Genomic DNA, 23,336 nt, shown 5'->3' with positions numbered 1-23,336 from the left:
TCAGAACTTGTAGTTCACGCCGACCAGGTAGGTGCGGCCCCATTCGACGTACTCGAGCGGGCGATCCTTCGATTCGGCATACGTGCGGTACGCCGAGTTCGTCAGGTTGTTGACCTGCAGAAGCAGGGTCAGGCCCTTCAGGCTCGTCGCGTCACCGAACGAATAGCTGACCTGCGCGTCGGTGATGTTCTCGCCGACCACGTAGCGCAGCGTGCGGTTGCCGGCGAAGTTGCCGATCTCACCGATGAAGTCGGAACGACGACGCTGGTTCACGCGCGCCTCGAAGCCGTTCTTCTCGTAGTACGCCATGAAGTTGTACACGCGCTTCGACAGGCCCGGCAGGTCGATCGGCTTGTTGCCGACGCTGCTCGCGCTGTCCGGTGCGAGGATCTGCACGCTGCTGTCGTTGAACGTCGCGCTGGTGACGATGCCGAAGCCGTCGAGCGCGTCGGTGAACAGGTTCAGCGGCAGCGACGCGGTGAGCTCGACGCCCTGCAACTTGCCGCCCTTACCGTTGAACGGCGCGGTGAAGTTACCGGTCGACTGCGGCACGCCCGTGCCGGCCGGCGGCACGTAGCCGACGAGCAGGTCGGAGAAGTCGTAGTTGTCGACCGTCTGCGTGTAGATGTACGTCGACAGATCCTTGTAGAAGTACGCGGCGGCCACGTAGGCCTTGGTGCCGAAGTACTTCTCGTAGGAAATGTCGAACGCGTTCGCGCGCCACGGATCAAGTTCCGGGTTGCCGCCCGACGCGCCCGGCTTCGGCGGCGTCTTCGTGGTGTCGACGCCGAAGTCACGCGATGCGCGCAGTTCGTCGACGCGCGGGCGCGCCATCTGCTTGGCGAGCGCGACGCGGATGGTCTGGTCGGCCGGCAGCGAGAACGCGAGGTTCAGGCTCGGCAGCCAGTCGGTGTACGACTTGCCGCGGGTGTACGGCACGATCTGCTGACCGGCCGGGCGCGAACCGTCGAACACGTTCGCCGACGAGGACTGGTCGGTGTGCACCGCCTGGATGCCGACGTTGCCGCGCACCGGGACGGAGCCCCACTGCGTGTCGATGTTGGCCTTGAAGTAGGTGGTGCCGATCTTCTCGTTCACCGTCCAGGCCTTGGCGACCAGGTAGCCGGCCGCGGTCTCGCTCGGATCGAACGTCATGAAGCGGCTGACCACGCCCGGCACGTTCCACGCCGGAATGATGCCGACGCCGGCAAAACCGAGGTCGACGGTGCCGTACTGGAGGTCGGAGGGGATGACGACGGGGCCCTGCGGGCCGAGGATCGTCGAGGCTTCCGGCTGGTGCTTTTCCTTCTCGCGGTCGGCGTAGTTGAAGCCGACGTCGAAATCGGAGAACCAGCTCAGCGATTCCGGCGCGGCGATGTTCGCGCCGACGCGCACGCTGACGAGTTCGTCGCGGACGCTCGGCACCTTGCCGTAGCCCGAACCGTAGATCGTGTTCGTGAGGTAGAGCTTCGACGGATCGTTGTACGTGAGCGTCGGGTTGATCTGCGAGAAGTCACCCGACGAGTACGCGAGGTGCAGCGTGTCGAGCTGCGAATTCGTCGGCGTGGGCTGGAGCTGCAGGTTGTTCTCGAGGCTCAGCTCGTTGCGGTCGGCCTTCGACCAGCTGACGTCCGTGAAGAACTTCACGTTGTCGAACTTGAAGGTGTTGTTCCAGGCGAACGCCTTGATGGTGTCGCGGCGGTCGTTGTACATGCCGCGCACCAGCGGGTACACGCCGGTGACCGTGCCGCCGGTGAACGTGCCGTTGCCGTTGACCTGCGCGCCGGTCACGTTGAGACCGGGGCTGTAGCCGCCGTTGTAGCCGCCCAGGTTCACTTCGAACTGGTTGGCGGTGTCCTCCGCGTGCGCCTTGGAATAGAACAGATCCATGACGCTGTGCCACATGTCGTTCGGGCGCAGCTCGAGCGTGGCCATCACGCCGTCACGCTTGGTGTCGCCAGTACGACGCAGCGCCTTGATGCCGTCGGAGTAGTAGGTGCCGGCCGGGACGCCCGGGCGCCAGCCTGCGCCGAGCTGCTGCCACGGCTCGTACAGACCGACCTGGTTTTCCTGCGTCGGCGTATCCGAATGCGAGTAGCCGATCGAGAAGCCGAACGTGCGATCCGCCGACTGCGTGATGAAGCTCGCGTTGATGCGATTACCGAACGCGTCGGTGTTGGCTGCGCTGCCGAGCGAGTTGTACTGCGCGCGCGCGCCGACCGAGATCACCTGGTCCTGGAAGTCGAGCGGGCGCACGGTGCGCATGTCGACGGTACCGGAGAGACCCTGGCCGATGAGGCCGGCGTCCGGCGTCTTGTACACGGTCACGCCGCTGAGGAGCTCGGCCGGATACTGGTCGAACTCGACGCTGCGGTTGTCGCCCGTGCTGACCATCTCGTGGCCGTTCATCAGGCTGGTCGAGAAGTCCGGCGACAGGCCGCGCACGCTGATGACCTGCGCACGACCGGCGACGCGCTGCGCGGCGACGCCCGGCAGACGGCCAATCGACTCGGCGATGCTGATGTCCGGCAGCTTGCCGATGTCCTCGGCGGAGACCGCCTCGACGATCGACGTCGAATTCTTCTTGGTGTCGATGGAGCGTTCGATGCCGCGGCGAATGCCCTTCACGACGACGCTGTCGAGTTCCTGCGCGTCGGGCGTCTTCGTGGCGGCCGGCGTGGCCGTCTGCGCCTGGGCCGCCGTCGCCAGCATCATCGCCGACGATGCGAGCGCGACGCTGAGCAGGTTGCGTTTCAGATTCAACATCCCCTGGTACTCCCCGAACTTGAGGTTTCGTAGCGAAAGGCCCGCGATCGACGTCGCGTAACCGGACTGCTGCGGCAGGCTCCACCGAGCTGCGGCGATGGTAGAGGGGCGTCTCCCCGCACAAATCCTGCTGCAAACGTATTCATGGCAGGGCTGTGACAGCGCACCGTGCGTCGGACCAACATGCGCGACGGCCAGCGGCGGAGGACGCGACATGAACAGGCTTCGACGGGCGTTGCTCGCGGCGGTGCTCGGTGCGTCGGCGACGGCATCCGCCGCGCCCAAGGCGCCGCCCGTGCCGGACTGGCGCGACCAGATCGTCTATTTCGTGATGCTCGACCGCTTCGACGACGGCGATCCGCGTAACGACGACCAGCACGCCGGCGAATTCGGTCCCACCGACGGCGCGCACTACAGCGGTGGCGACCTCGCCGGTGTGACGCGACGCCTCGACTACATCCGCGGCCTCGGCGCGACCGCCGTGTGGATCACGCCGCCGGTCGCGCACCAGTGGTGGAACCTGCGCGCGAACTACGGCGGCTACCACGGTTACTGGGCCGACGATTTCTCCAGGGTCGATCCGCACTTCGGCACGCTCGCCGACTACCGCGCGCTCGCCGACGGCCTGCACGGGCGCGGCATGTACCTCGTGCAGGACGTGGTGGTGAACCACGTCGCCGACTACTTCCGTTACGACGTCGACCCCGCTGCCGACCCGTCGCGGGGGTACATGCCTGTGCGCGATGGACGAGGTCGAACCGCACCCCCGCAACCCCCTTTCGACCTCAACGATCCGCGGCGTGCACGCGACCGCGCCGCTTCGATCTACCACTGGACGCCCGACATCGTCGATTACGGCGATCCGGTGCAGGAAAAGACGTGGCAGCTCGCCGGCCTCGACGATCTCAATACAGACAACGCGACCGTGCGCCGCGCGCTGCGTGCGAGCTATGCGAAATGGATCCGCGACGTCGGCGTCGATGCGTTCCGCGTCGACACCGCGTTCTATGTCCCGCCCGAGTACTTCGAGGATTTCCTCTACGCCGAGGACTCGAAGGCGCCGGGCATCCTGCGCGCGGCGAAAGCGAACGGGAAACCCGCATTCCACCTGTTCGGCGAAGGCTTCGGCCTCGATCGTGCCTTCGACGGCACGCAGGCGCGCAAGATCGAAACCTACGTGCGTGGCCCCAACGGCGAGCCGCGCCTGCCGGGCATGATCGACTTCCCGTTGTACGGCACCGCGCTCGACGTGTTCGCGCGCGGCCGGCCGACCGCCGAGCTCGCCGATCGCATCGAACGTCGCATGCGCGTGCATTCGGCGCCGCACCTGATGGCGACGTTCATCGACAACCACGACGTCGACCGGTTCCGCGCCACCGGCAGCGACGCCGCGTTGAAGCAGGCGCTTCTGATGCTGATGACCGTGCCGGGCATTCCAGTCGTCTACTACGGCACCGAGCAGGGTTTCACGCAGCAGCGCGCGGCCATGTTCGCGCACGGCTACGCGTCGGGCGGTCGCGATCACTTCGATGCGACCAGCGACGGGTATCGCTATCTGCAACGTGCAATCGCATTGCGACGCGGAAACCGTGTGCTGTCGCGCGGCACGCCGACGCTCCTGGCGTCGAACCCGGCCGCGCCCGGCGCGCTCGTCTATCGCATGGACAGCGCGGAGGGCGCGGTGCTCGTCGCATTCAACACGGCGGACCGACCGACGTTGCTGGATGCGCTGGACGCGCCAGTGAACGGACGACTGCGTCCGCTGTTCGCGATCGACGGCGATGCACCCGCATGGGATGCGCACCGTCCGCTGGTGCTCCCCGCACGCGCCGGCTATGCGTGGACGATCGATGCGACGCCGTCGCAGGCTGACGTCGCGAGCGACGCACCGACGATCGACACGCTGCCTGCAAAGCTCGCCGACGTGCAGTCCATCACCGGACGCGCGAATCCCGGCGCCCGCCTGCAACTCGTTCTCGACGGCGACCTCTCGACCGCGCTGCCGGTCAGCGCCGGTCGCGATGGACGCTGGCGAGCCACCTTGCCGACGTCCGACCTCGTCGATCCCGAGGTCGCCCATCGTCTCGTCGCGTTCAACGCCACGCGTGCGATCGCCTCCGCACCCGCGACGTTCCATGTCGATCGCGAATGGGCGCCGCTCGCCGACCTCACCGATCCTCAGGGCGACGACACCGGCCCGACCCGCCGCTACACCTCTCCCGCCGACGCCGCCTGGCGTGCGGCGCATCCCGGCGACATCACGCACGTACGCGCCTTCGGCAGCGGCGGTGCGTTGCGGCTCGACATCGGCCTGCGCACGCTGATGAAGTCGTGGAACCCCGCCAACGGTTTCGACCACGTCGCGCTCACCGTGTACGTGTCGCTCCTCGACGCGCGCGATGGCGTCGCCACCCTGCCGCTGCAGGACGCGGTGCTCCCGAACGGTGCGCGCTGGCAGCGACGCCTGCGCATCGGCGGCTGGTCCAACACGTTGACCGCGTCCGACGGCGCGGACGCGACACACGAAGGCGCGCCGGTGACGCCGGGCGCGCAGCTGCGCGTAGATGCGGCCACGTCGACGCTGCAGGTGCTGTTGCCGGCATCTGCGCTGGGACGTCCATCGTCACTGCGCGGCGCGCGGGTCTACGTCACGACGTGGGACTACGACGGCGGCTATCGCGGCCTGTCGCCCGACGGCGACTCGCACACCTTCGGCTGTGCGCCGACAGACGCACCCAAGATCCTCGACGACGCCTGGCTCGAGCTGCGCTGACCGACGTCAGCGCGGCGGCCCGAGAAGGAACTGCAGCGGCACGTCGACGCGCGCCTTCCATGCCGCTTCGTTGTGCTCGGCGCCCTCGTAGACGCGGCTGATCACGTCGCGTCCCGCGCGATAGCCGAGCGCGGGCATCGCCGCGTCGACGCGCTGCTGGAAGGGCGCGTACTGCGCGTCCAGGGTGCGCGTGCCGTGGTCGAAGTAGATCCGGTGCGCACCCGCGCGCGGCAGGTGCGACGCGAACCAGTCGACGCTCACGCCGCCCGCAGCCGGCCAGTGCGTCGACACCGCACCCGCGCCGCCGAACACGTCCGGCCGCTGCGCGAGCGCGTACAGCGAAATCAGACCGCCCATGCTCGAGCCCATGACGAACGTGTCGGCCGGGCCCGTCTTCGTGCGGTAGTGCGCATCGATGAAGGGCTTCAGTTCTTCCACGAGATAGCGCACGTACTCGTCCGAGCGGAGCGTCGCCGCATCCACCGGTGGGATGCCGTCGACACCGACGTTGATCGAACCGCCCGCGACCGGCGCCTTCGGCATGTACTCCGCGAAGCGAAGCGGCGTGTTCCAGACACCGACGACGATCGCCTCGCGCACGCGGTGCGCGGCGACAAGGCGCGTCATCGCGCCGTCGATATTCCAGTCGACGCCCGTGGTGTAGCTCAGCGACGGGTCGAACAGGTTCTGCCCGTCGTGCATGTACACCACGGGATAGCGCCGCTTCGGATCGCGGCCGTACGACGGCGGCAGCCACACGTCGACGTTGCGCGCGACGACGAAGCGCGACGGCAGTTCCTGCCAGCTCTCCGTCCGGCCGGTCGCGTTGAGGGGCGGCGCGTGCACCGCGTACGCCCAGCGCAGGAACGGCGGTAGCATCTGCGCCCAGCTCGCCTGCTGGTGCTTGCCGCCCTCGAGCACGTACAGCGCGACGTCGCTGCGATCGGCGTGATGTGCGGCATCGTCGTTCACGCGGTAGCCGACCTGCTTCAGGCCCTTAATTCCGCCCGCGTCGACATTCCAGCCGTCGACCAGGTCGCGCACGTCGTCGACCGCGTCGTTGACGCCGTCGCCGTCGCGATCGCTCGTCTCCTCGTCGGTGCCGATCGCGAAGAAGAAGCGCGCGCCATTGCGCGGCGGCGTGTTCGCGACCATGGACTGCGCGATGCGCGTGCGCTGCTGCGTGTCAGGGCTGGTCCGATCGGTCGACAACCAGAACGACGGCGAGAACGCACCGACGCGCGCGAACACCTCGGGGTACTGCCAGCCGACGTTGAAGGCGTGCGCACCGCCGAGCGACCAGCCGAGGATCGCACGCGCCTCGGGCGACGGCCGCACCGCATAGCGCGACTCCACGAACGGCACGAGCGTATGCACCAGCCATTCGGAATAGGCCTGCGCGCGGGCGCCGACATCGCCGTATTTGGTCGGCGCGACGACGGCGCGGCCGTGTTCGCGATCGGAAAAGCCATAGGCGCCCATGCGGTCCGGCGGCATGTCGATGGCGATCACCACCGGCGCCCGGATTTCGCCGGTGGCGGCCAGCAACGCGACCGTTTCGGCCAGATGCACCGCTTCGGCGTCCTGGCCGTCGTCCACGTACAGCGCGTTGCATCCCGGCATCGCGCCGCGGCGGCAGGTGTCCGGAATGAACACGCGCACCCGCAGCGGCCCGGGAGCGACGCCCGGTGCCATGATCGACAGCGTTTCGCTGTGCAGGGGCGGCACGGCCGCATGCGCGAGCGACGGCGCCGCCGACGCGGCAGCCAGCAGCAGCGTTCCGAACACGAACCGCGAGCGCACCGCGTCGACGCCCGCATGCATTGGGCGGCCTAGAATCGTTGCCATGGAGTACGAACTCGTCATCAAGTTTTACCGCCCGTCGCTGGACGACGAGAGCTTTCTCGCCACGTTGGAGGAGGAGCTGAAGCCGGTGCTCGGCACGACCGCGCGCACCGACGGATACGACGTGCGCCCGAAGGCGATCAACTTCTTCGTGCAGGCCGACGATCCGCGGACGGTGTTCCGCAAGATCCGGTCGGTGCTCGAGGCACGCGGCATCGATCGCGGCGTCTCTGCCGCATACCGGCTCGTCGGCGGGGCGCAATTCACGTCCGTGTGGCCGACACGGCGGATGCGTCGCTTCACGCTCGACTGACCGGCGCCCATCGCGATCAGCGCAGCGCCTTCAGGCGGATCGCTTCGCCGCCGCCCGCCGCGAGCTTCAGCGTCAGCACGTCGCCGCGCTTCACGGGCTTCGTCTCGACAACGAACGCGAACGGGTTCGTCTTCCAGTCCGCACCGTCGCCATCGCGATAGATCTGCGCTTCGTAGCGGCGCCCGGCGTCGAGGAAATCGAGCGGCAGCGTGAGCGTGCGCGCGTTCTCGTCGGTCACCGAGCCGACGAACCAGTCGTTACCGCCCCGCTGCTTGCGCGCGATCGTCACGTAGTCACCGGGCTCGCCGTTGATGACCTTCGTGTCGTCCCAATCGGTCGGCACGTCCTCGATGAAATGGAAGGCGTCCATGTGCTCGGCGTAGTGCTCGGGCAGATCCGCGGCCATCTGTACCGGCGAATAGATCACGACGTAGTTCGCGAGCTGCTTCGCGATCGTGCTCTGGATCTGCTGCCCGCCGCGGCCCTTCAGGCTCAGCACACCGGGCGTGAAGTCGAAAGGCCCGCCGAGCATGCGCGTGAACACGAGGTTGGCTTCGTGCTCGGGCGGGTTCGGCGGATTGCCCCAGGCGTTGTACTCCATGCCGCGCGCCCCTTCGCGGGCGATCCAGTTCGGATAGGTGCGACGCAGGCCAGTGTCCTTGATCGGTTCGTGGTCGACGATCGCGATGTGCCGCTTCGCCGCTTCCTGCACCACGCGCAGCTGGTGGTTTGCGCGCCACTGGCCGTCGTGCCATTCGCGCAGCACCGGGCCGCCTTCGACGTCCTGCCGTTCGATCTGGCCGGCGTCGCAGACGTAACCCGTCTTGACGACGTCGATGCCGAGCCGTGCATCCAGATCCAGCGCCTTCGGCAGCTGGCGCTCGTAGTGACTCACTGCGCAACCGGTCTCGTGGTGGCCGATAAGGTGCACGCCCTTGGCGGCGGCGTACTTCGAGAGGGCTTCGATGTCGAAATCCGGCGTCGCCTTCGTAAAGTCGAAATCCCAGCCGTTCGCGAACCAGTTGCCGTCCCAGCCGGGATTCCAGCCTTCGACGAGCACGCCACGGAATCCATGCGCGGCGGCGAAGTCAATGTAACGCTTGGTCTCCTCGGTGGTCGCGCCGTGCTTCGGCCCGGTCGCCCACGTCTTCTCGTCGAGATGCAGCGACCACCACACACCGACATATTTCGCCGGCTTGAACCAGCTCACGTCGCCGAGCTTGTTCGGCTCGTTGAGATTGAGGATGAGACTGGATTCGACGAGGCCACCTGCGCGATCGCTGATCGTGATCGTGCGCCACGGCGTCGTGAACGGTGCAGTGCGACGGACCTTCCAGCCTTCGCTGCCCGGCGACAGCTGCGCCTTCAGCCGCTGGCCCTCGACGCGACGCAGCCACATGCTCGAGTAGTCGACGAGCGCGGCTTCATGGAACGACAGGTACGTGCCGTCGTCGGTCTTCAGAGTGACCGGCGTATGCGCCTGGCTGACTTCGCGCAGCGGCGTGCGGTTGTACAGGTATTCGTAACGGTTCCATTCGCCCGCCGGGATCCACCACGCGGTCGCGTTCGGCATCACGTCGAACTCCGTGAGTTCCTCGGTGATACGCACGTCCTTCATCGACGGCTGGTCCGGGAATTCGTAGCGGAAGCCGAGGCCGTCGTCGAACACGCGGAACGTCACGTCGATCGCGCGCTTGGCGTTGATCGTCTCGGTGAAACGCGCGCGCAGTTCGTTGTAGTGATTGCGCGTGACGCGCCGCTCGCCCCACGGCTGCTCCCACGTCTCGTCCGCACTGCGCGTCTTCTGCGAGGTGAACGCGAGGTTGCGCTGGATCTGCTCGGCGTTCTGGAAGAGGAAACCGAGCCGCGACGTGCCGATCAGCGGCTTGTCGTGGCGAAACACGCGGTAGCCGATTCGGCCGTCGTCGACGTCCAGCTCGACGCGCAGCGAATGATCGGGCGAGTCGACGCTGGCGACGGTCTTGGCGAGAACCGGGTGCGCGGCGAACAGTGCCAGCAGCGGCAGAAGAGCGGCGAGGGGACGGCGCGACAGGGTCATGGCTTCACTCGATGACGAAAACGGCGGCGGTGCGGCCGGGCACGGTGATGCGCCCGTTCGGGTCGTAACGGGTCTCGCGAACGCGCGCGTCGGCCCCCGCGCGCTGCACGGGATGGAGGACGTAGGCCTTGTGCGCTTCGCTGGGCAGCGCGAGCGCCTGCGCATCCGGCGAGGTGTTGACGAGGTAGAGCAGCTCGCGCGCGCCGGGCAGGCCGCTACCGTCGAGATGACCGACGATCACCGCGGGGTTCTGCGCCGGACCGTTGTTGAGGAACGTCAGGCGGTGCTCGACGTCGGCCGCGGTCCGCAGGCGCAGCAGCGGGGTGGTGGCGCGCAGCGTCAGCCAGTCGCGGAAGACGTCGCGCGTCCACGCGATGTCGCGGTGCGTCGGTTTGATCGACGCATTGCGCAGCACCGGCGCGAGCAGCGGCCAGTCCTTGCCGTTGTCCGCGGCGCGCGGCAGGCCGATGCCGAACCCGTTGTCGGTGTAGGTCCAGTCGAGGCGGTTGAACGCATCGCCCGACTCGAAGCTGTTGCGGTCGAGCGACTTGCTACGCAGCACGTCGACGCCGGCATGGTAGTAGGCGACGCCCTGGCTGAGCGCGACCACCGCGATGCCGAGCGCCTGCACACGTGCACGCCCCTCGCGCGACGTGTCGGCCGGCAGGCGCAGTGCGTTGACGTCGAACAGCGTGAGGTTGTCGTGATTCTCGACGTAGTTGACGACTTCGTCGGGCGCGCTCGCGTAGCCTGCGGGTTGGCCCGCGTAATCGAGCGCGGACAGCGTTGCGGTACGGCCGTCGGCGAACGTCGTCGTGTAGTCGCGCAGCGTGCCGGCTAGGCCCGCACGGATCAGGTCGGCGGCGTGCAGCGCATTTGAGCGCGATGCCGGCGTCTCGACCAGCCCGTTGAGCCAGCCCTTGTTCGCACGCAGTGCCTCACCGGAGTCACAGCAGCCGCCGCCGCGCAGCGCGTCACGCGCGCGGTCGCTGAATGTGGCGATGTCCGTGCCGTCGAGTCGTCCCTGCGCCGCCTGCACGAAGCGCGCGCCGTTCGCGACCTCGCCGAAGTTCCAGCCTTCGCCGAGCATGGGCACGTCGCGGCCCACCGCATCACGCAGTGCGCGCCGCGCACGTTCCATCGCAGCGCGCGGCTGGTGGCCCATCAGGTCGAAGCGGAACGAGTCGATGCCGTAGTCGCGCGCCCAGCGCACCAGCGTGTCGGCCATCAGCCGCGCCATCATGCGGTGCTCGGTCGCGGTGTTCTCGCAGCATGTCGAGTGTTCGACCTTGCCGGTCGCGTCGAGGCGGGAGTAGTAGCCGGGCACGACGCGATCGAGCACCGAGGTGTCCGCCTGTCCGGATGTCGTGGTGTGGTTGTAGACCACGTCCATGCCGACGCGCAGGCCCAGTGCGTGCAGCGCCTGCACCATCGCGCGGAACTCGCGGATGCGCACCGCGCCGTCGGCCGCGTCGGTCGCGTAACTGCCTTCGGGCGCGCCGAAGTGGTACGGGTCGTAGCCCCAGTTGTAGCAGTCGCGCAGCGCGACGCTCGCGATCGCCGCCTGCGGTACTTCGCTGTCCGGCGCGCCGTGCGGAATATCCGGCGTCACGCAGCCGTGCTCGGGAATCGTCGCGATGTCGAACACCGGCAGCAGGTGCACATCGGTGAGGCCCGCGCGCTGCAGCGCCGCGAGGTGGCGCATGCCGCGCGACGTCGTGTCGGTGAACGCGAGGTACTTGCCGCGGTGGTCCGCGGGCACGCTCGCATCGCCGACCGAGAAATCGCGGACGTGCAACTCGTACACGGTCATGTCGACCGGGCTTTGCGCCGGTGCGGGACGCGGACGATGGCTCCAGCCGGCGGGTGCGAGTCGCGCGTCGTTCGTATCGGCCAGGTCCTCGACGACGCTGCGCCGCGAGTCGGTCGTCAGCGTGACCGAATAGGGATCGGTGACGCGATTGCGGACGATGCCGATGCCGGGAACGAACACGTCGACGAGGAAGAGATATTCGGCGTTGCGGAGGTCGCCCGGAACGTCAGTCCGCCACGCGCCGGCCGCATCGTCGCGCTGCAAAGGCAGCGGCGCGGGCGCGTGCCCGGTGCGATACACGCACACCGCGACATTGCGCGCTGTGGGTGCCCAGAGGCCGAAAGTCGCGCCGTGTGCGTCGACTGCGGGGCCTAGCGGGGCGGTGTCGCCATCGAACGCCGCGTCGAGCAGTCCGGGCGACTGGATGTAGGTGGCATCGATGACCCGACCGCCCTCGGCCTCGCGCACCAGCCACCACTGCATGGCGACGTTCGTGCGAAAGGTGCGCGCGTCGCGTTCGCTCAGCTGGCGCTGCGCACCTGCGGGGACGAAGCGGAATGCGTCGATGGCCGCCGCGCTCGGCGCTGTCGCGACCGGCCCAAGTGGCAGTTCGACGTCCACCCCCTGCACGTGGCCGACTGCATGGAGCGCCAGCGCGCCATTGCGCGAGCCCACGAGCCGATACGTGGCGTCGTCGGGCATGCCGGGCCAGCGCAGCGTACGTGCGTCGAGCCAATAGGCGCGTGCGTCGACACGCGTGTCGGTGGAAGCAATCAGCGTCGAGGACGAAGCGTCTTGCATGCAGTCAGCCGACGACGGCGCGGCCGCGAAAGCGCAGTCGGCCATTGCGAGCGACGTCAGTGCGAGCGCGACGACGACCGAGCGACGCATCACCATGCCAACTTCACGATGACCTGTAGCAAGGCGTCCACGCGGCCGCATGCCGCGCGATCCGGCCGTCGCCGGATCAGTCGAGTCGTGCAAACAACGCGCCATGTGCGGGCAGCTGCAGCGTGCCGGCGTCGATGCCACCGGTGTCGATGCCGGGCGCGTCGAGCGTCGTCGCGGTGCCGACGTCGAGCGTGCACGTGACCGGCTGCGCGGACAGGTTGAACGCGACCAGCAGCCGCTCGCTCGCCTGCTCGCGAACGAACGCGAGCACCGGCTCCGGCGTGTCGAGGAAACGGATTGAACCTTCGACCAGCGCCGGCTGCGTATGACGCCAGCGAAGGAACGCGCGCACCGCATTCAACACGGACGACGGATCGGCCTGCTGCGTCGAGACGCTGCGCGGGCGGTGCGTCGGTGCGACCGGCAGCCACGGCGTTCCGTCGGTGAAGCCGGCGGACGCGCCGCCGTTCCAAGGCATCGGCGTGCGGCATCCGTCGCGGCCCTTGAACGTCGGCCAGAACGCGATGCCGTAAGGATCCTGCAGCAGTTCGTACGGGACGTCGGCTTCAGGAAGGCCGAGCTCTTCGCCCTGGTACAGGCAGACGGAGCCGCGCAGCGAGCACACCAGCGCGACGAGCTGGCGCGCGAGCACGTCGTTGCCGTTCGCGCCGCCCCAGCGCGTCACCGCGCGGCGCACATCGTGGTTGCTGATCGCCCAGCACGGCCAGCCGTCGACGAGGCTCGCTTCCAGCCGTTCGACGGTGCCGCGGATGTACGCCGCGCTGAAGTCGTCGGTGAGCAGCTCGAAGCTGTAGCCCATGTGCAGGCGACCGGGCCGCACGTACTCGGCCATCGTCGCGAGCGAATCCTCGGACGAGATCTCGCCCAGCGTCGCCGCATCCGGATAACGATCCATCAGGCGACGCACGTCCTCGAGGACACCGAGGTTTTCGGGCTGCGTGTTGTTGAAGTAGTGGTACTGGAACGCGTACGGGTTGTCGGCGGCGAAGCCACGGCCCGTGCGCAGTTCTTCCGGCTTCGGCGGGTTGTCGCGCAGCTGCGCGTCGTGGAAGCAGAAGTTGATCGAGTCGAGGCGGAAGCCGTCGACGCCGCGGTCGAGCCAGAACTTCAGGTTGTCGAGCTGCGCCGCGCGCACCTCGGGGTTGTGGAAGTTGAGGTCCGGCTGGCTCGAGAGGAAGTTGTGCAGGTAGTACTGGCAGCGGCGCGGCTCCCAGCGCCAGGCGACGCCGCCGAAGATCGACAGCCAGTTGTTCGGCGGCGTGCCGTCAGGTTTGGCATCGGCCCAGACGTACCAGTCGGCCTTCGCGTTGTCGCGGCTCTGCCGGCTTTCCTTGAACCATTCATGCTCGTCGGAGGTGTGGCTGAGCACTTGGTCGATCATGACCTTGACGCCGAGCGAATGCGCCTTCGCGAGCAGGCGATCGAAATCGTCGAGCGTGCCGAACATGGGATCGACCGCCCGCGGATCCGCGATGTCGTAGCCGAAGTCGGCCATCGGCGACTTGAAGAACGGCGAGATCCAGATCGCGTCGACACCGAGGCTCGCGACGTAATCGAGCTTCTCGATGATGCCGGGCAGGTCGCCGATGCCGTCGCCGTTGGTGTCCAGGAAGCTGCGCGGATAGATCTGGTAGATCACGCCGCCGCGCCACCACTGCTTCGTCGCCATCGAAACCTCAACCCCGATTCGCTGAATGCGAAGGCCCCCTGGCCTCCGTGCCGCGGGAGGATTCCACGCGGGCGACGGAGCATGACGGGACGTCACCGCGCGCCCGCGTTGAATACGTTTGCAGGCGAATTTGTGCAGGCACGCCGCTCTCTACCATGCCGCGCACATCGTCTCCGGACGATCCGAAGCGTGCGTTCGATGTTGCAGCGCACACCGGTTTCTCGCGAAGTCCGCGTCACACTCGTCGCACGACTCGACGCTCCACAGGGCATTCATGAATCCCAACACGCAGTCCAAGCCGCGGCTCTCGTTCTGGCAGATCTGGAACATGTGCTTCGGCTTCCTCGGCATCCAGTTCGGCTTTGCGCTGCAGAACGCCAACGTCAGCCGCATCTTCCAGACGCTCGGCGCGAACATGGACGACCTGCCCGTGTTGTGGATCGCCGCGCCGCTCACCGGCCTGGTCGTGCAACCCATCGTCGGCCACTTCTCCGATCGCACGTGGACGAAGCTGGGGCGTCGCCGTCCGTATTTCCTCGTCGGTGCATTGCTCGCCACCGTCGCGCTGCTGGCGATGCCCAACTCGCCGAGCCTGTGGATCGCGGCCGGCCTGCTGTGGATGCTCGATGCGTCGATCAACATTTCGATGGAACCGTTCCGCGCGTTCGTCGGCGACCAGCTACCGGTCGAGCAGCGCGCGACGGGCTATTCGATGCAGAGCTTTTTCATCGGCGTCGGTTCGGTCGTGGCGAGCGTGCTTCCGTACGTGCTTGCGCACTTCGGTGTCGCCAACACCGCCGAGGCCGGCCTTGTGCCGGATACCGTGCGCTGGTCGTTCTATGCGGGCGGCGTCGTGCTGGTTGCAGCGATCGCATGGACGATCGTGAGCACGAAGGAATATCCCCCCGAGACGCTGCAGGCCTGGGACGAGGCACCGTCGATCCCGCCCCGACCGCGCGACGCAAAGCGCATGGGGACGGCGGCCTTCATCTGGCTGGCGGTCGGTGCGGCGCTCCTCGCGATCGTCTACCTCAAGGGCCTCGACAAACAGCTCTACATCCTCGGCGGCCTCGTCGTCGCGTATGGCGTCGCGCTGCTGCTGCGGATCTTCGCGCCGACCCGCGGTGCGTTCGACGAAATCATGGACGACCTCTACGACATGCCGTCGACCATGCGCCAGCTCGCCGTCGTGCAGTTCTTCTCGTGGTTCGCGCTGTTCGCCATGTGGATCTACACCACGCCGGCGGTCGCCGACCTGCACTTCCACAGCACCGATACGACCTCCGCTGCCTACAACGAAGGTGCGAACTGGGTCGGCGTGCTGTTCGCGGCCTACAACGGCTTCGCGGCGATTGCGGCGGTCGTGATCCCGAAGATGGTCGCGCGCTGGGGCCTGCGCACCAGCCACCTGATCAATGCCGTGCTCGGCGGACTCGGGCTGGTGTCGATCATGTTCATCCGCGATCCGCATTGGCTGTTGCTGTCGATGGTCGGCGTGGGCTTCGCCTGGGCGTCGATCCTGTCGCTGCCGTACGCGCTGCTCTCCGACAGCGTGCCCGCGAAGAAGATGGGCGTGTACATGGGCATCTTCAATTTCTTCATCGTCATTCCGCAGCTCGTCGCGGCGAGCCTGCTCGGCTTCCTGCTGAAGACGATCTTCGGTGGCCATCCGATCTATGCGCTGGTGATCGGCGGCATCTCGATGGTGGTGGCGGGTCTCTGCGTGCTGCGCGTACGCGAGCCGCAGGGCCACGCCCGACTGGCAGCTGCACCGTGAGGCGCGCGATTCTTGCCGTTGCGCTCGCGTTCGCGCTGCCGAGCGTGCATGCGGACGAGGCGTCGGTATCGGCACGACAGTTCGTCGGCACCACCGAGCCGTTCGCGAGCGACGCCATCTACTTCCTGATGACGGATCGCTTCGTCAATGGTGATCCGTCCAACGACCACCGCGAGCAGGGCGGCAAGACGCTGCACACGTTCGATCGGCCCACGCCCGGCGCACCGAAAGGCCACAGCGACAACATCGGCTACATGGGCGGCGACTTCAAAGGCGTGCTGGACAACGCCGACTACATCCGCGACATGGGCTTCGGCGCGGTGTGGATCACGCCCATCGTCGACAACCCCGACGAAGCCTTCACCGGCGGCGATCCGGTGAAGTGGGGCGGCATGTGGACCGATCGCGGCAAGACCGGCTACCACGGCTATTGGGGCGACAACTTCTGGGTGCTCGACGAGCATCTGCCCAGCAAGAGCCTCGACTTCCGCGGCCTGACGTCCGGGCTGAAGCAGCATGGTCTGAAGACGGTGCTCGACATCGTCTGCAACCACGGCTCGCCGGCGTACACGATGCCGAAGGACCAGCCCAAGTACGGAAAGATCTACGGCCCGCATGGCGAACTCCTGGCCGATCACCAGAACCTGCCGCCGGCCAAGCTCGATCCGAAGAACAATCCGCTGCACCGCTGGTACAACACGTCCGGCGGCCTCGCGCAGTTGTCGGATCTCAACGAGAACGAGCCGGCGGTGCTCGACTACTTCGTCGGCGCGTACTCGCAGTGGATCGACCAGGGCGCCGACGCGTTCCGCATCGACACCATCGGCTGGATGCCGAACTCGTTCTGGCATGCATTCAGCGCGCGCATCCGCGCGAAGCATCCTGGCTTCTTCATGTTCGGCGAAGCGTTCGACCACGACGCCGCGACGATCGCGCAGCACACGTTGCCGCGGAACGCCGACGTCAGCGTGCTCGACTTCCCGCTGAAGGAGCGGCTCGTCGAAGCCTTCGGCACGCAGCAGAAGGGCTACGAGCGGGTTGCGGAGCGTCTCTATCTGACCGACGGCCCGTACGCGAATCCGTACGAGCTGATGACGTTCTACGACAACCACGACATGACGCGCCTTGACGCCGCCGACACCGGCTTCATCGACGCGCACAACTTCCTGTTCACCGCGCGCGGCATCCCGGTCATCTATTACGGCTCCGAGGTCGGCTTCGAGCGGGGCACCGCCGAACACACCGGCAACCGCAACTACTTCGGCCAGCAGCGCATCAACGCGGCGAAGACGAATCCGATCCACGACGCGCTGCGCCGCATCGCGAAAGTGCGTGCGTCGACGCCCGCACTTCAGCGCGGCCTGCAGCTCAATCTCGAGTTCAAGGGTGATCGCGCGGCGTTCTATCGCGTGATCCAGTCGGGCGACGTCCGGCAGACCGCGCTCGTGCTGCTGAACAAGGGCAACGCACCAACGCAGTTCCACATCGACCGCTGGATGCAGGCGGGCGCGTGGCGTGCACAGCTCGCGGGCACGTCGATGCAGATCGCTCGCGGTGGTGCACTCGACGCGACGGTGCCCGCGCACGGCGTCGAGGTCTACGTGCTCGACGGCGCGATCACGAACGATGAACTGCGCACGGCCCTGCAGGACGCGGAGCGCCGCAAGACGCGGCAGTGATGGGCGTCGCGCTCAGCCGAGCGTGAACGAGGATTTGCGCACCACCAGCGACGCCGGGAGCATCGCGCTCTCGGCGTGCTCGTCGCGCACCAGCTGCATCAGCGTCGCGACGAGCAGCTGACCGGCCTTGGTCGTGTCCTGCATCACCGTCGTCAGCGGCGGCGTGGTGAAGCGGGCCATCGGAATGTCGTCGAAGCCGACCACCGAAACATCGTGCGGAATGCGGATGCCGGCCTCGTGCAGCGCGCGCATCGCGCCGATCGCGATGAGGTCGCTGGCGCCGAAGATGGCGTCGAACGGGCGGCCGCGCGCGAGCAGCTGCGTCGCGGCGATGTAGCCCGCTTCCTCGCTCGTCTCGGCGTCGACCTGCAGGGCGGGATCCAGGCGCAGGCCGGCGGCCTCGAGCGCGGCGGCGCAGCCGCGGTAGCGGTCGAGGAACTCCGGGTAGTGCGAGGACGCGTGGCCGAGGAAGGCGACGGTGCGGCGCCCGCAGGCGACCAGGTGCTGCCCGGCGAGCTGGCCGCCGTGGACATTGTCGCAGCCGATCGACACGCCGGGCTGGTCGGCGTCGACCGCGCCCCAGCGGACGAAGTGCGTGCCGCGCTCGACCAGCGCCGAGAGCTTGTCCCGGTAGAGCTCATAGTCGCCGTAGCCGAGCAGGATCAGCCCGTCGGCCTTCATCGAGTCCTCGTAGTCCGAATGCCAGTCGTCCGACAGCTGCTGGAACGAGACCAGCAGGTCCTGGCCGTGGCGGGCGCAGGCGCGGGTGATCGAGCCCAGCATGGACAGGAAGAACGGGTTGATGTGCGACTCGTCCGGGGTCGGGTCCTCGAACAGCAGCAGGGCGAGGGTGCCGGACTTCTGGGTCCGCAGGCTCGAGGCCCGGCGGTCCACCTTGTAATTGAGTTCGCGGGCGACCGCCTCGACCCGCTTGCGGGTCTCCTCGTTCACCAGCGGGCTGCCGCGGAGCACGCGGGAGACGGTCGCCTGGGACACGCCGGCCCGGTAGGCGATGTCGAACGAGGTCGGCTTGGTTCGCTTGGTCATGCCGGCGGGAGTGTAGCCGCCGGCTGCGGTCGCCCGGCGGACCCTGCCATCGGTCAGGGCTGGAAAAGCGGCAATGGCGTCCGCATGACGAGAGTTCAGCCCCATACCGCCGGTTTTACGCAACGCGAATGAATCGATTGGCAGACTTCCGCCTCCGTCGTCCCACGAATGCAACGGTCCGGAACTTCTGGACCCTTTAGCAGTCGAATAATCCGACTGCTAACCTAGAGCCCTATGACCCAGACAGCCTCCACTGCTCTCGTCACCAACAACCTGCCGGCCGTTGCGTCGGTGGGCCTGAGCCCGCTCGGCTCGCTCGAGGCGTACATCGGCGCGGTCAACCGCATTCCGGTGCTCAGCGTCGACGACGAACAACGCCTTGCGCGTCGTTATCGCGACGAGGAAGACCTCGACGCCGCGCGCGAACTGGTGCACTCGCATCTGCGTTTCGTCGTGCACGTCGCGCGTGGCTACAACGGTTACGGCCTCGGCATCGGCGACCTGATCCAGGAAGGCAACATCGGCCTGATGAAGGCGGTGAAGCGTTTCGATCCGGACCAGGGCGTGCGCCTCGTCAGCTTCGCGGTGCATTGGATCCGCGCGGAGATGCACGAGTTCATCCTGAAGAACTGGCGCATCGTGAAGGTCGCGACGACCAAGGCGCAGCGCAAGCTGTTCTTCAACCTGCGCAAGAGCAAGAAGCGCCTGGGTTGGATGAACGCCGAAGAGGTGCGCGCGGTCGCCGCCGACCTCAACGTCTCCGAGCGCGAAGTGCTCGAGATGGAATCGCGCCTTTCGGGTCGCGACATCGGCTTCGACATGCCGGATGACGGCGACGAGGACGGTCCGCCGTCGCCGGTCGCCTATCTCGCCGCGCAGGGCGAAGACCCGTCGCAGCTGTACGAGCGCGAGGACGAAGAGGACAACCACCTCGAAGTGCTGCGCGAAGGCCTGGCCGAACTCGACGGACGTTCGCGCGACATCATCAAGCGCCGCTGGCTCGACAGCGAGTCGAAGGTGACGCTGCAGGAACTCGCCGACGAATACGGCGTGTCCGCCGAGCGCATCCGTCAGATCGAAGCGAACGCGCTCAAGAAGATGCGCGCCCTGTTCGCCGCGTAAGCGACGCGCCACGTGTTCTGGTGGACGGCCCGGGAAACCGGGCCGATTGCTTTCGCGTGGATGAGCCGCTGCAGCGCCCGTCGCTCACGTGTCGTGGCGCCGCGATTCGATATACGGATGTGCCCTTCGGAGTGTCTTTATGGATCCGACGCCCCCTCCGTCGACGCCGCACCTCGACCCCGCGACCGCCGCCGCACAGGTCAGCCCGCGTTTCGAGCGCTGGTTCGACGAACGCAAGCTCGACCTGCCGCCGGAAACCCGCGCGGAGTTCGTCGAAATGGGCATGCAGGCGCTGCAGCGCTGGCCCGATCGTTCGACCGGCGACGTGCTGGACGAACTGATCGCCGAGCTCGACGAGCGTCTTGCGACGATCGCGAACGAAGACGCACGCACCGGCGATGGCGTACGTGGCGACGCACAGGGTGCGCCGCGTCGAGGGCTCGGTGGACTCTTCCGCCGTCGCGGCAAGCGCACGCACTGATGCGATCGTCGCTCGTCCCGCAGAGCCGTTTCATCAGTCGCGTGCTTCGGCACGCACCGGCGTCGATCGGCCTGTCGCTCGACGATGCGGGCTGGGCCGACATCGACACGCTGCTGGGTGCGGCCGCCGCGCATGGCGTCGTACTCGACCGCATGACGCTCGACGAGATCGTCGCCACCAACGACAAGCAGCGCTTCGCGATCGACGCGACCGGCACGCGCATCCGTGCCAACCAGGGCCACTCCATCGACGTCGATCTCGGCCTCGTACCCGTCGAACCGCCGCAGCGCCTGTTCCATGGAACGGCGACGCGCTATCTGCAGGCGATCCTGCGTGACGGCCTGCATCGCGGCCGACGCCGGCACGTGCATCTATCGACCGATGTCGACACCGCCCGTCGCGTCGGCGCACGCCACGGCATGCCGGCGGTGCTCGGTATCCAGGCCCACGCGATGCACACCGCGGGGCACATGTTCTATCGCGCGGACAACGGCGTCTGGCTCGTCGACCACGTGCCGCGTCGCTTCATCGACTATCCGATCAACGCGTCGCAATACGTCTCGGCCGACATCGATACACCCGAAACATGACGGTCCGCATCGGTCTCATCTCGGATACGCACGGGCTGCTGCGGCCCGAAGCGCTCGATGCGTTGCAAGGCAGCGATCACATCCTGCACGCGGGCGACATCGGCGCCGCATCGATCCTCGAGGCGCTGGGCGCGATGGCGCCGGTCACGGCGATCCGCGGCAACAACGACACGGCGCCCTGGGCGATGGGCTTGCCCGAAACGGAGTGCGTCCGTCTCGGCGGTATCGCGATCTACATGCTGCACGATCTGAAGACGCTGTCGACGCATGCGCCGGACGAGACCGTCGATGTCATCGTCGTCGGCCATTCGCACAAGCCGCTTGTCGAGCGCCGCTCCGACGGGATATTGCGGGTGAATCCCGGAAGCGCCGGACCGCGGCGCTTCAAGTTGCCGATCACCGTCGGCCAATTGCTGATCGCGGACGGGCGGGTCGAGGCCTCGATCGTGCCGCTGCCGATCGAGGCCTGACTCCGTCAGTGCGCCAACGTCGGCGTGGGCGCCGCGTGCGCACGCGCCTGGACGAACTGCGGATCCTGACGCTGCGCCTGCACGTTCACCGCGACCTCGTGCAGCTGGCGACTGCTCTCGGCGATCGACTGCGTGGACGCCTGTCGCGCGCTGATCGCATCCGTCGCACGGTTGAGGCCGGGCTCGTCCCGCACCGGACTCACCTGCACCGCGCGGACGAGCGTGCCGCTCGTGTTGAACTCCACACGATCGACGCGTGTGATGCCGTCGCGCACGAGTTCGGTCGTAAGCGCTGCCGCGATGCGTTCGCTGTGCGGGCCCGAGGGAATTCCGCGCGCGTGTTCCGCTTCACGAACTTTTTCGAGTGTCTTCTCGAACAAGGCGTGGTTTGGATTGGATGGCGACGTCACCAGGGCCGCTTCCGCGGCGTGGAGTGCCGCCTGCGTCTTGGGCCCGAGCGCGTCATGCTCACCATGAACGCGGTGATCGCGCTGGAACGCATGCAAGGCTTCACGCGTGTGCACCCCCAAATGGCCGTCGGCGGCGATGTGGCGCCCGTGTGCGTCGCGATAGCCAAGACGATCCAGCGTGATCTGTAGTGCGCGCACTGATGCATCACGCTCCCCAGCGGGCGGCGCGTGGGGTGCGTGCGACGGCTGGGCGGCGGGATGGGCCTGCCGCGCGTGCGTTGCGTCTGCTTGCGGGCCGCGCGGCTGTGGCGCGTGCGCATGTGCGCCGTGTCCAAGATGCTCTGCCCACGCGCGTGCAGCTTCACGCCGAGCATCGAGGCCGTTCGACCCGCCATTGATGTCCTGGGTCGCACGGTCGACGTCGAACTGATGACCGTTTGGACGAACGCGATCGTTCCAGTACGTGATCGCAATGCGCGCGGCGATGTCGCGGTCCGCCGCGAGTTCCGGATGACCGACCAGGTCAACCCCGAGCCGCCGACCCATCGACTCGTAGTGATCACGGCCGGTGAGCTGCACATAACCGCGTCCGCGGAAGCGCCAGCCGTCATCCGGCTCGGTATTTCCGAGATTGCGGGCGCCCCACGTGCCGCCGTAGACGGCGTTCGCGATGGCGCGGTCGCCGCCCTGCGTAATCGCGCGGGCTTCGTCGATCGTTGTCAGGCCATTCCGGCCGTCGTGCCAATGCCCCTTACGGTCTCGGTGCGGTCCGAAGACCTCGAGAAGCCGCTCGGCGGAGTAGTGCGTGCTCTCTTCCATTCGGCGGAAACCGCCGCATTCCACTTGCATCTGGCCCATGAAGTTGGCCAGTTCACGTGGATCCGTGATGCCGGCCTGACGTGCCTTCTCAAGCAGGAATTCAGCGTTCGGATTGGGGTGCATATCGAGTCCTTTCGATGCGTTGGAATTTTTAGAGAGATGCCCTGTCGACCTTCGGGTCGCTCGGCCATTGCTGCGTTGCCCTCAGCATGTCGAGCGATTCCGTTTCCCGAAGGCTGTCCGGCTCGCATTTCAGGTCGGCCACCTTTTTGCCTTCCGCATTGATGACCGCGATACCGGCGCGTGCGATGTCGTCTCGCCCCGATACCGAATACAGCGCATACGTCGTTCCTTCGTGCTGGAACGAGTAAGCGTAACCACCGGTATCACCGGCGAACATCAGGGGCGTGCGAGAGAACGTCGGTGTACCGGCCGTGCTGCCGACCTGTTCGAGTTCAACACGGGACGACGTTCCGAACCGGTAGCGCGTCGCGGCTGCGGTTCTCGCTGTCGAGCAAAGAGTCACGGACTTACCGGAGGAGGCGATCGTGCAACCGAACAGAAGCTCCTCGCCCTCTGCGCAAGCCAGCGCGTCGGCCGGCTTACCCTCGGCGCCGTTGGCGCGGGGCGTGCCGGAAACCGGGTCCGAGCCATGCGCCGGCTGCGCTGAAGACACCTGCGGCGTTGCATCAGTCTGGGAGGTGGACGTTTGGCTGCAGGCGCTCAGCACTACAGCGAGGCAGGCCACACTCAGCGGCCGGAAGAATCGATCCATGACGGTTCCTGTGAAG

16 protein-coding genes are annotated in these 23,336 nt (G+C 67.3%); 8 read left to right on the top strand and 8 right to left on the bottom strand.

Translation table 11 applies throughout. The features are described from left to right. Positions 1-2,766, bottom strand: coding sequence for a TonB-dependent receptor (locus EVS83_RS10820; protein ID WP_133501062.1), 2,766 nt, complete (start codon positions 2,764-2,766; stop codon positions 1-3). A 214-nt stretch (positions 2,767-2,980) separates the two neighbouring features. Here EVS83_RS10820 and EVS83_RS10815 point away from each other — a divergent pair, with 214 nt between their 5' ends. Continuing rightward, positions 2,981-5,539, top strand: coding sequence for an alpha-amylase family glycosyl hydrolase (locus EVS83_RS10815; protein WP_166636882.1), 2,559 nt, complete (start codon positions 2,981-2,983; stop codon positions 5,537-5,539). A 6-nt stretch (positions 5,540-5,545) separates the two neighbouring features. On the opposite strand, the gene EVS83_RS15910 is transcribed toward EVS83_RS10815, so the two are convergent. Next, complete coding sequence (locus EVS83_RS15910; RefSeq protein WP_246022883.1) at positions 5,546-7,162, bottom strand: alpha/beta hydrolase-fold protein; 1,617 nt, start codon at positions 7,160-7,162, stop codon at positions 5,546-5,548. Between EVS83_RS15910 and EVS83_RS16090 the strand changes: the two genes are divergently transcribed. Next, the gene (locus tag EVS83_RS16090; protein WP_166636877.1) at positions 7,149-7,697 is read left to right on the top strand and encodes a hypothetical protein; all 549 of its coding nucleotides are present in this window, start codon (positions 7,149-7,151) and stop codon (positions 7,695-7,697) included. The genes EVS83_RS15910 and EVS83_RS16090 overlap by 14 nt on opposite strands. A gap of 16 nt (positions 7,698-7,713) precedes the next feature. Here the strand turns inward: EVS83_RS16090 and EVS83_RS10800 are convergent, their stop codons facing one another. From EVS83_RS10800 to EVS83_RS10790, 3 genes are all read right to left on the bottom strand, one after another. Then, positions 7,714-9,756 carry a glycoside hydrolase family 97 protein gene (locus EVS83_RS10800; protein ID WP_133501059.1) on the bottom strand — a complete coding sequence of 681 codons (2,043 nt, stop codon included), beginning with the start codon at positions 9,754-9,756 and terminating at the stop codon, positions 7,714-7,716. 4 nt (positions 9,757-9,760) lie between these two features. Beyond that, a complete protein-coding gene (locus EVS83_RS10795) occupies positions 9,761-12,370 on the bottom strand; it encodes an alpha-1,6-glucosidase domain-containing protein (protein WP_246022881.1) in 2,610 nt (869 codons plus the stop codon). A gap of 166 nt (positions 12,371-12,536) precedes the next feature. Then, positions 12,537-14,150: an alpha-glucosidase family protein gene (locus EVS83_RS10790; RefSeq protein WP_133501057.1), complete on the bottom strand. Its 1,614-nt coding sequence runs from the start codon at positions 14,148-14,150 to the stop codon at positions 12,537-12,539. A gap of 274 nt (positions 14,151-14,424) precedes the next feature. Between EVS83_RS10790 and EVS83_RS10785 the strand changes: the two genes are divergently transcribed. After that, entirely contained in the window at positions 14,425-15,927 is a 1,503-nt protein-coding gene (locus EVS83_RS10785; protein WP_133501056.1) for an MFS transporter, read from the top strand. After that, the gene (locus tag EVS83_RS10780; protein ID WP_133501055.1) at positions 15,924-17,606 is read left to right on the top strand and encodes an alpha-amylase family glycosyl hydrolase; all 1,683 of its coding nucleotides are present in this window, start codon (positions 15,924-15,926) and stop codon (positions 17,604-17,606) included. Before EVS83_RS10785 ends, EVS83_RS10780 begins: the two co-directional genes overlap by 4 nt. Before the next feature lie 12 nt (positions 17,607-17,618). On the opposite strand, the gene EVS83_RS10775 is transcribed toward EVS83_RS10780, so the two are convergent. Beyond that, entirely contained in the window at positions 17,619-18,653 is a 1,035-nt protein-coding gene (locus EVS83_RS10775) for a LacI family DNA-binding transcriptional regulator (protein WP_133501054.1), read from the bottom strand. A 234-nt stretch (positions 18,654-18,887) separates the two neighbouring features. Between EVS83_RS10775 and rpoH the strand changes: the two genes are divergently transcribed. The 4 genes from rpoH (at position 18,888) to EVS83_RS10755 (ending at position 21,316) form a co-directional block, all read left to right on the top strand. Beyond that, positions 18,888-19,775 carry an RNA polymerase sigma factor RpoH gene (gene rpoH / locus EVS83_RS10770; protein ID WP_133501053.1) on the top strand — a complete coding sequence of 296 codons (888 nt, stop codon included), beginning with the start codon at positions 18,888-18,890 and terminating at the stop codon, positions 19,773-19,775. Positions 19,776-19,914: 139 nt separating this feature from the next. Continuing rightward, positions 19,915-20,256 carry a hypothetical protein gene (locus tag EVS83_RS10765; RefSeq protein WP_133501052.1) on the top strand — a complete coding sequence of 114 codons (342 nt, stop codon included), beginning with the start codon at positions 19,915-19,917 and terminating at the stop codon, positions 20,254-20,256. Next, a complete protein-coding gene (locus EVS83_RS10760) occupies positions 20,256-20,846 on the top strand; it encodes an RNA 2'-phosphotransferase (RefSeq protein ID WP_133501051.1) in 591 nt (196 codons plus the stop codon). Before EVS83_RS10765 ends, EVS83_RS10760 begins: the two co-directional genes overlap by 1 nt. After that, the gene (locus EVS83_RS10755; protein WP_133501050.1) at positions 20,843-21,316 is read left to right on the top strand and encodes a metallophosphoesterase family protein; all 474 of its coding nucleotides are present in this window, start codon (positions 20,843-20,845) and stop codon (positions 21,314-21,316) included. The genes EVS83_RS10760 and EVS83_RS10755 overlap by 4 nt, the downstream gene beginning before the upstream one ends. Positions 21,317-21,321: 5 nt before the next feature. On the opposite strand, the gene EVS83_RS10750 is transcribed toward EVS83_RS10755, so the two are convergent. Both EVS83_RS10750 and EVS83_RS10745 read right to left on the bottom strand, forming a co-directional pair. Beyond that, entirely contained in the window at positions 21,322-22,668 is a 1,347-nt protein-coding gene (locus tag EVS83_RS10750; protein ID WP_133501049.1) for an XVIPCD domain-containing protein, read from the bottom strand. A 28-nt stretch (positions 22,669-22,696) separates the two neighbouring features. Beyond that, on the bottom strand, positions 22,697-23,320 hold the full coding sequence (locus tag EVS83_RS10745) for a hypothetical protein (RefSeq protein WP_133501048.1): 624 nt from the start codon (positions 23,318-23,320) through the stop codon (positions 22,697-22,699). Positions 23,321-23,336: the final 16 nt, after the last annotated feature.

Origin of the sequence: Cognatilysobacter terrigena, from assembly GCF_004361065.1 — a bacterium.
GTDB classification, from domain to species: Bacteria; Pseudomonadota; Gammaproteobacteria; order Xanthomonadales; family Xanthomonadaceae; genus Cognatilysobacter; species Cognatilysobacter terrigena.
This window is presented reverse-complemented; position numbering and strand designations above follow the sequence as displayed.

Excerpts from the sequence above, each read along its gene's own strand:
- EVS83_RS10820 (WP_133501062.1), bottom strand. The coding sequence starts at position 2,766 with ATGTTGAATCTGAAACGCAACCTGCTCAGCGTCGCGCTCGCATCGTCG.
- EVS83_RS10815 (WP_166636882.1), top strand. The coding sequence starts at position 2,981 with ATGAACAGGCTTCGACGGGCGTTGCTCGCGGCGGTGCTCGGTGCGTCG.
- EVS83_RS15910 (WP_246022883.1), bottom strand. The coding sequence starts at position 7,162 with ATGCCGGGATGCAACGCGCTGTACGTGGACGACGGCCAGGACGCCGAA.
- EVS83_RS10800 (WP_133501059.1), bottom strand. The coding sequence starts at position 9,756 with ATGACCCTGTCGCGCCGTCCCCTCGCCGCTCTTCTGCCGCTGCTGGCA.
- EVS83_RS10795 (WP_246022881.1), bottom strand. The coding sequence starts at position 12,370 with ATGCAAGACGCTTCGTCCTCGACGCTGATTGCTTCCACCGACACGCGT.
- EVS83_RS10790 (WP_133501057.1), bottom strand. The coding sequence starts at position 14,150 with ATGGCGACGAAGCAGTGGTGGCGCGGCGGCGTGATCTACCAGATCTAT.
- EVS83_RS10785 (WP_133501056.1), top strand. The coding sequence starts at position 14,425 with ATGAATCCCAACACGCAGTCCAAGCCGCGGCTCTCGTTCTGGCAGATC.
- EVS83_RS10775 (WP_133501054.1), bottom strand. The coding sequence starts at position 18,653 with ATGACCAAGCGAACCAAGCCGACCTCGTTCGACATCGCCTACCGGGCC.
- rpoH (WP_133501053.1), top strand. The coding sequence starts at position 18,888 with ATGACCCAGACAGCCTCCACTGCTCTCGTCACCAACAACCTGCCGGCC.
- EVS83_RS10765 (WP_133501052.1), top strand. The coding sequence starts at position 19,915 with ATGGATCCGACGCCCCCTCCGTCGACGCCGCACCTCGACCCCGCGACC.
- EVS83_RS10760 (WP_133501051.1), top strand. The coding sequence starts at position 20,256 with ATGCGATCGTCGCTCGTCCCGCAGAGCCGTTTCATCAGTCGCGTGCTT.
- EVS83_RS10755 (WP_133501050.1), top strand. The coding sequence starts at position 20,843 with ATGACGGTCCGCATCGGTCTCATCTCGGATACGCACGGGCTGCTGCGG.
- EVS83_RS10750 (WP_133501049.1), bottom strand. The coding sequence starts at position 22,668 with ATGCACCCCAATCCGAACGCTGAATTCCTGCTTGAGAAGGCACGTCAG.
- EVS83_RS10745 (WP_133501048.1), bottom strand. The coding sequence starts at position 23,320 with ATGGATCGATTCTTCCGGCCGCTGAGTGTGGCCTGCCTCGCTGTAGTG.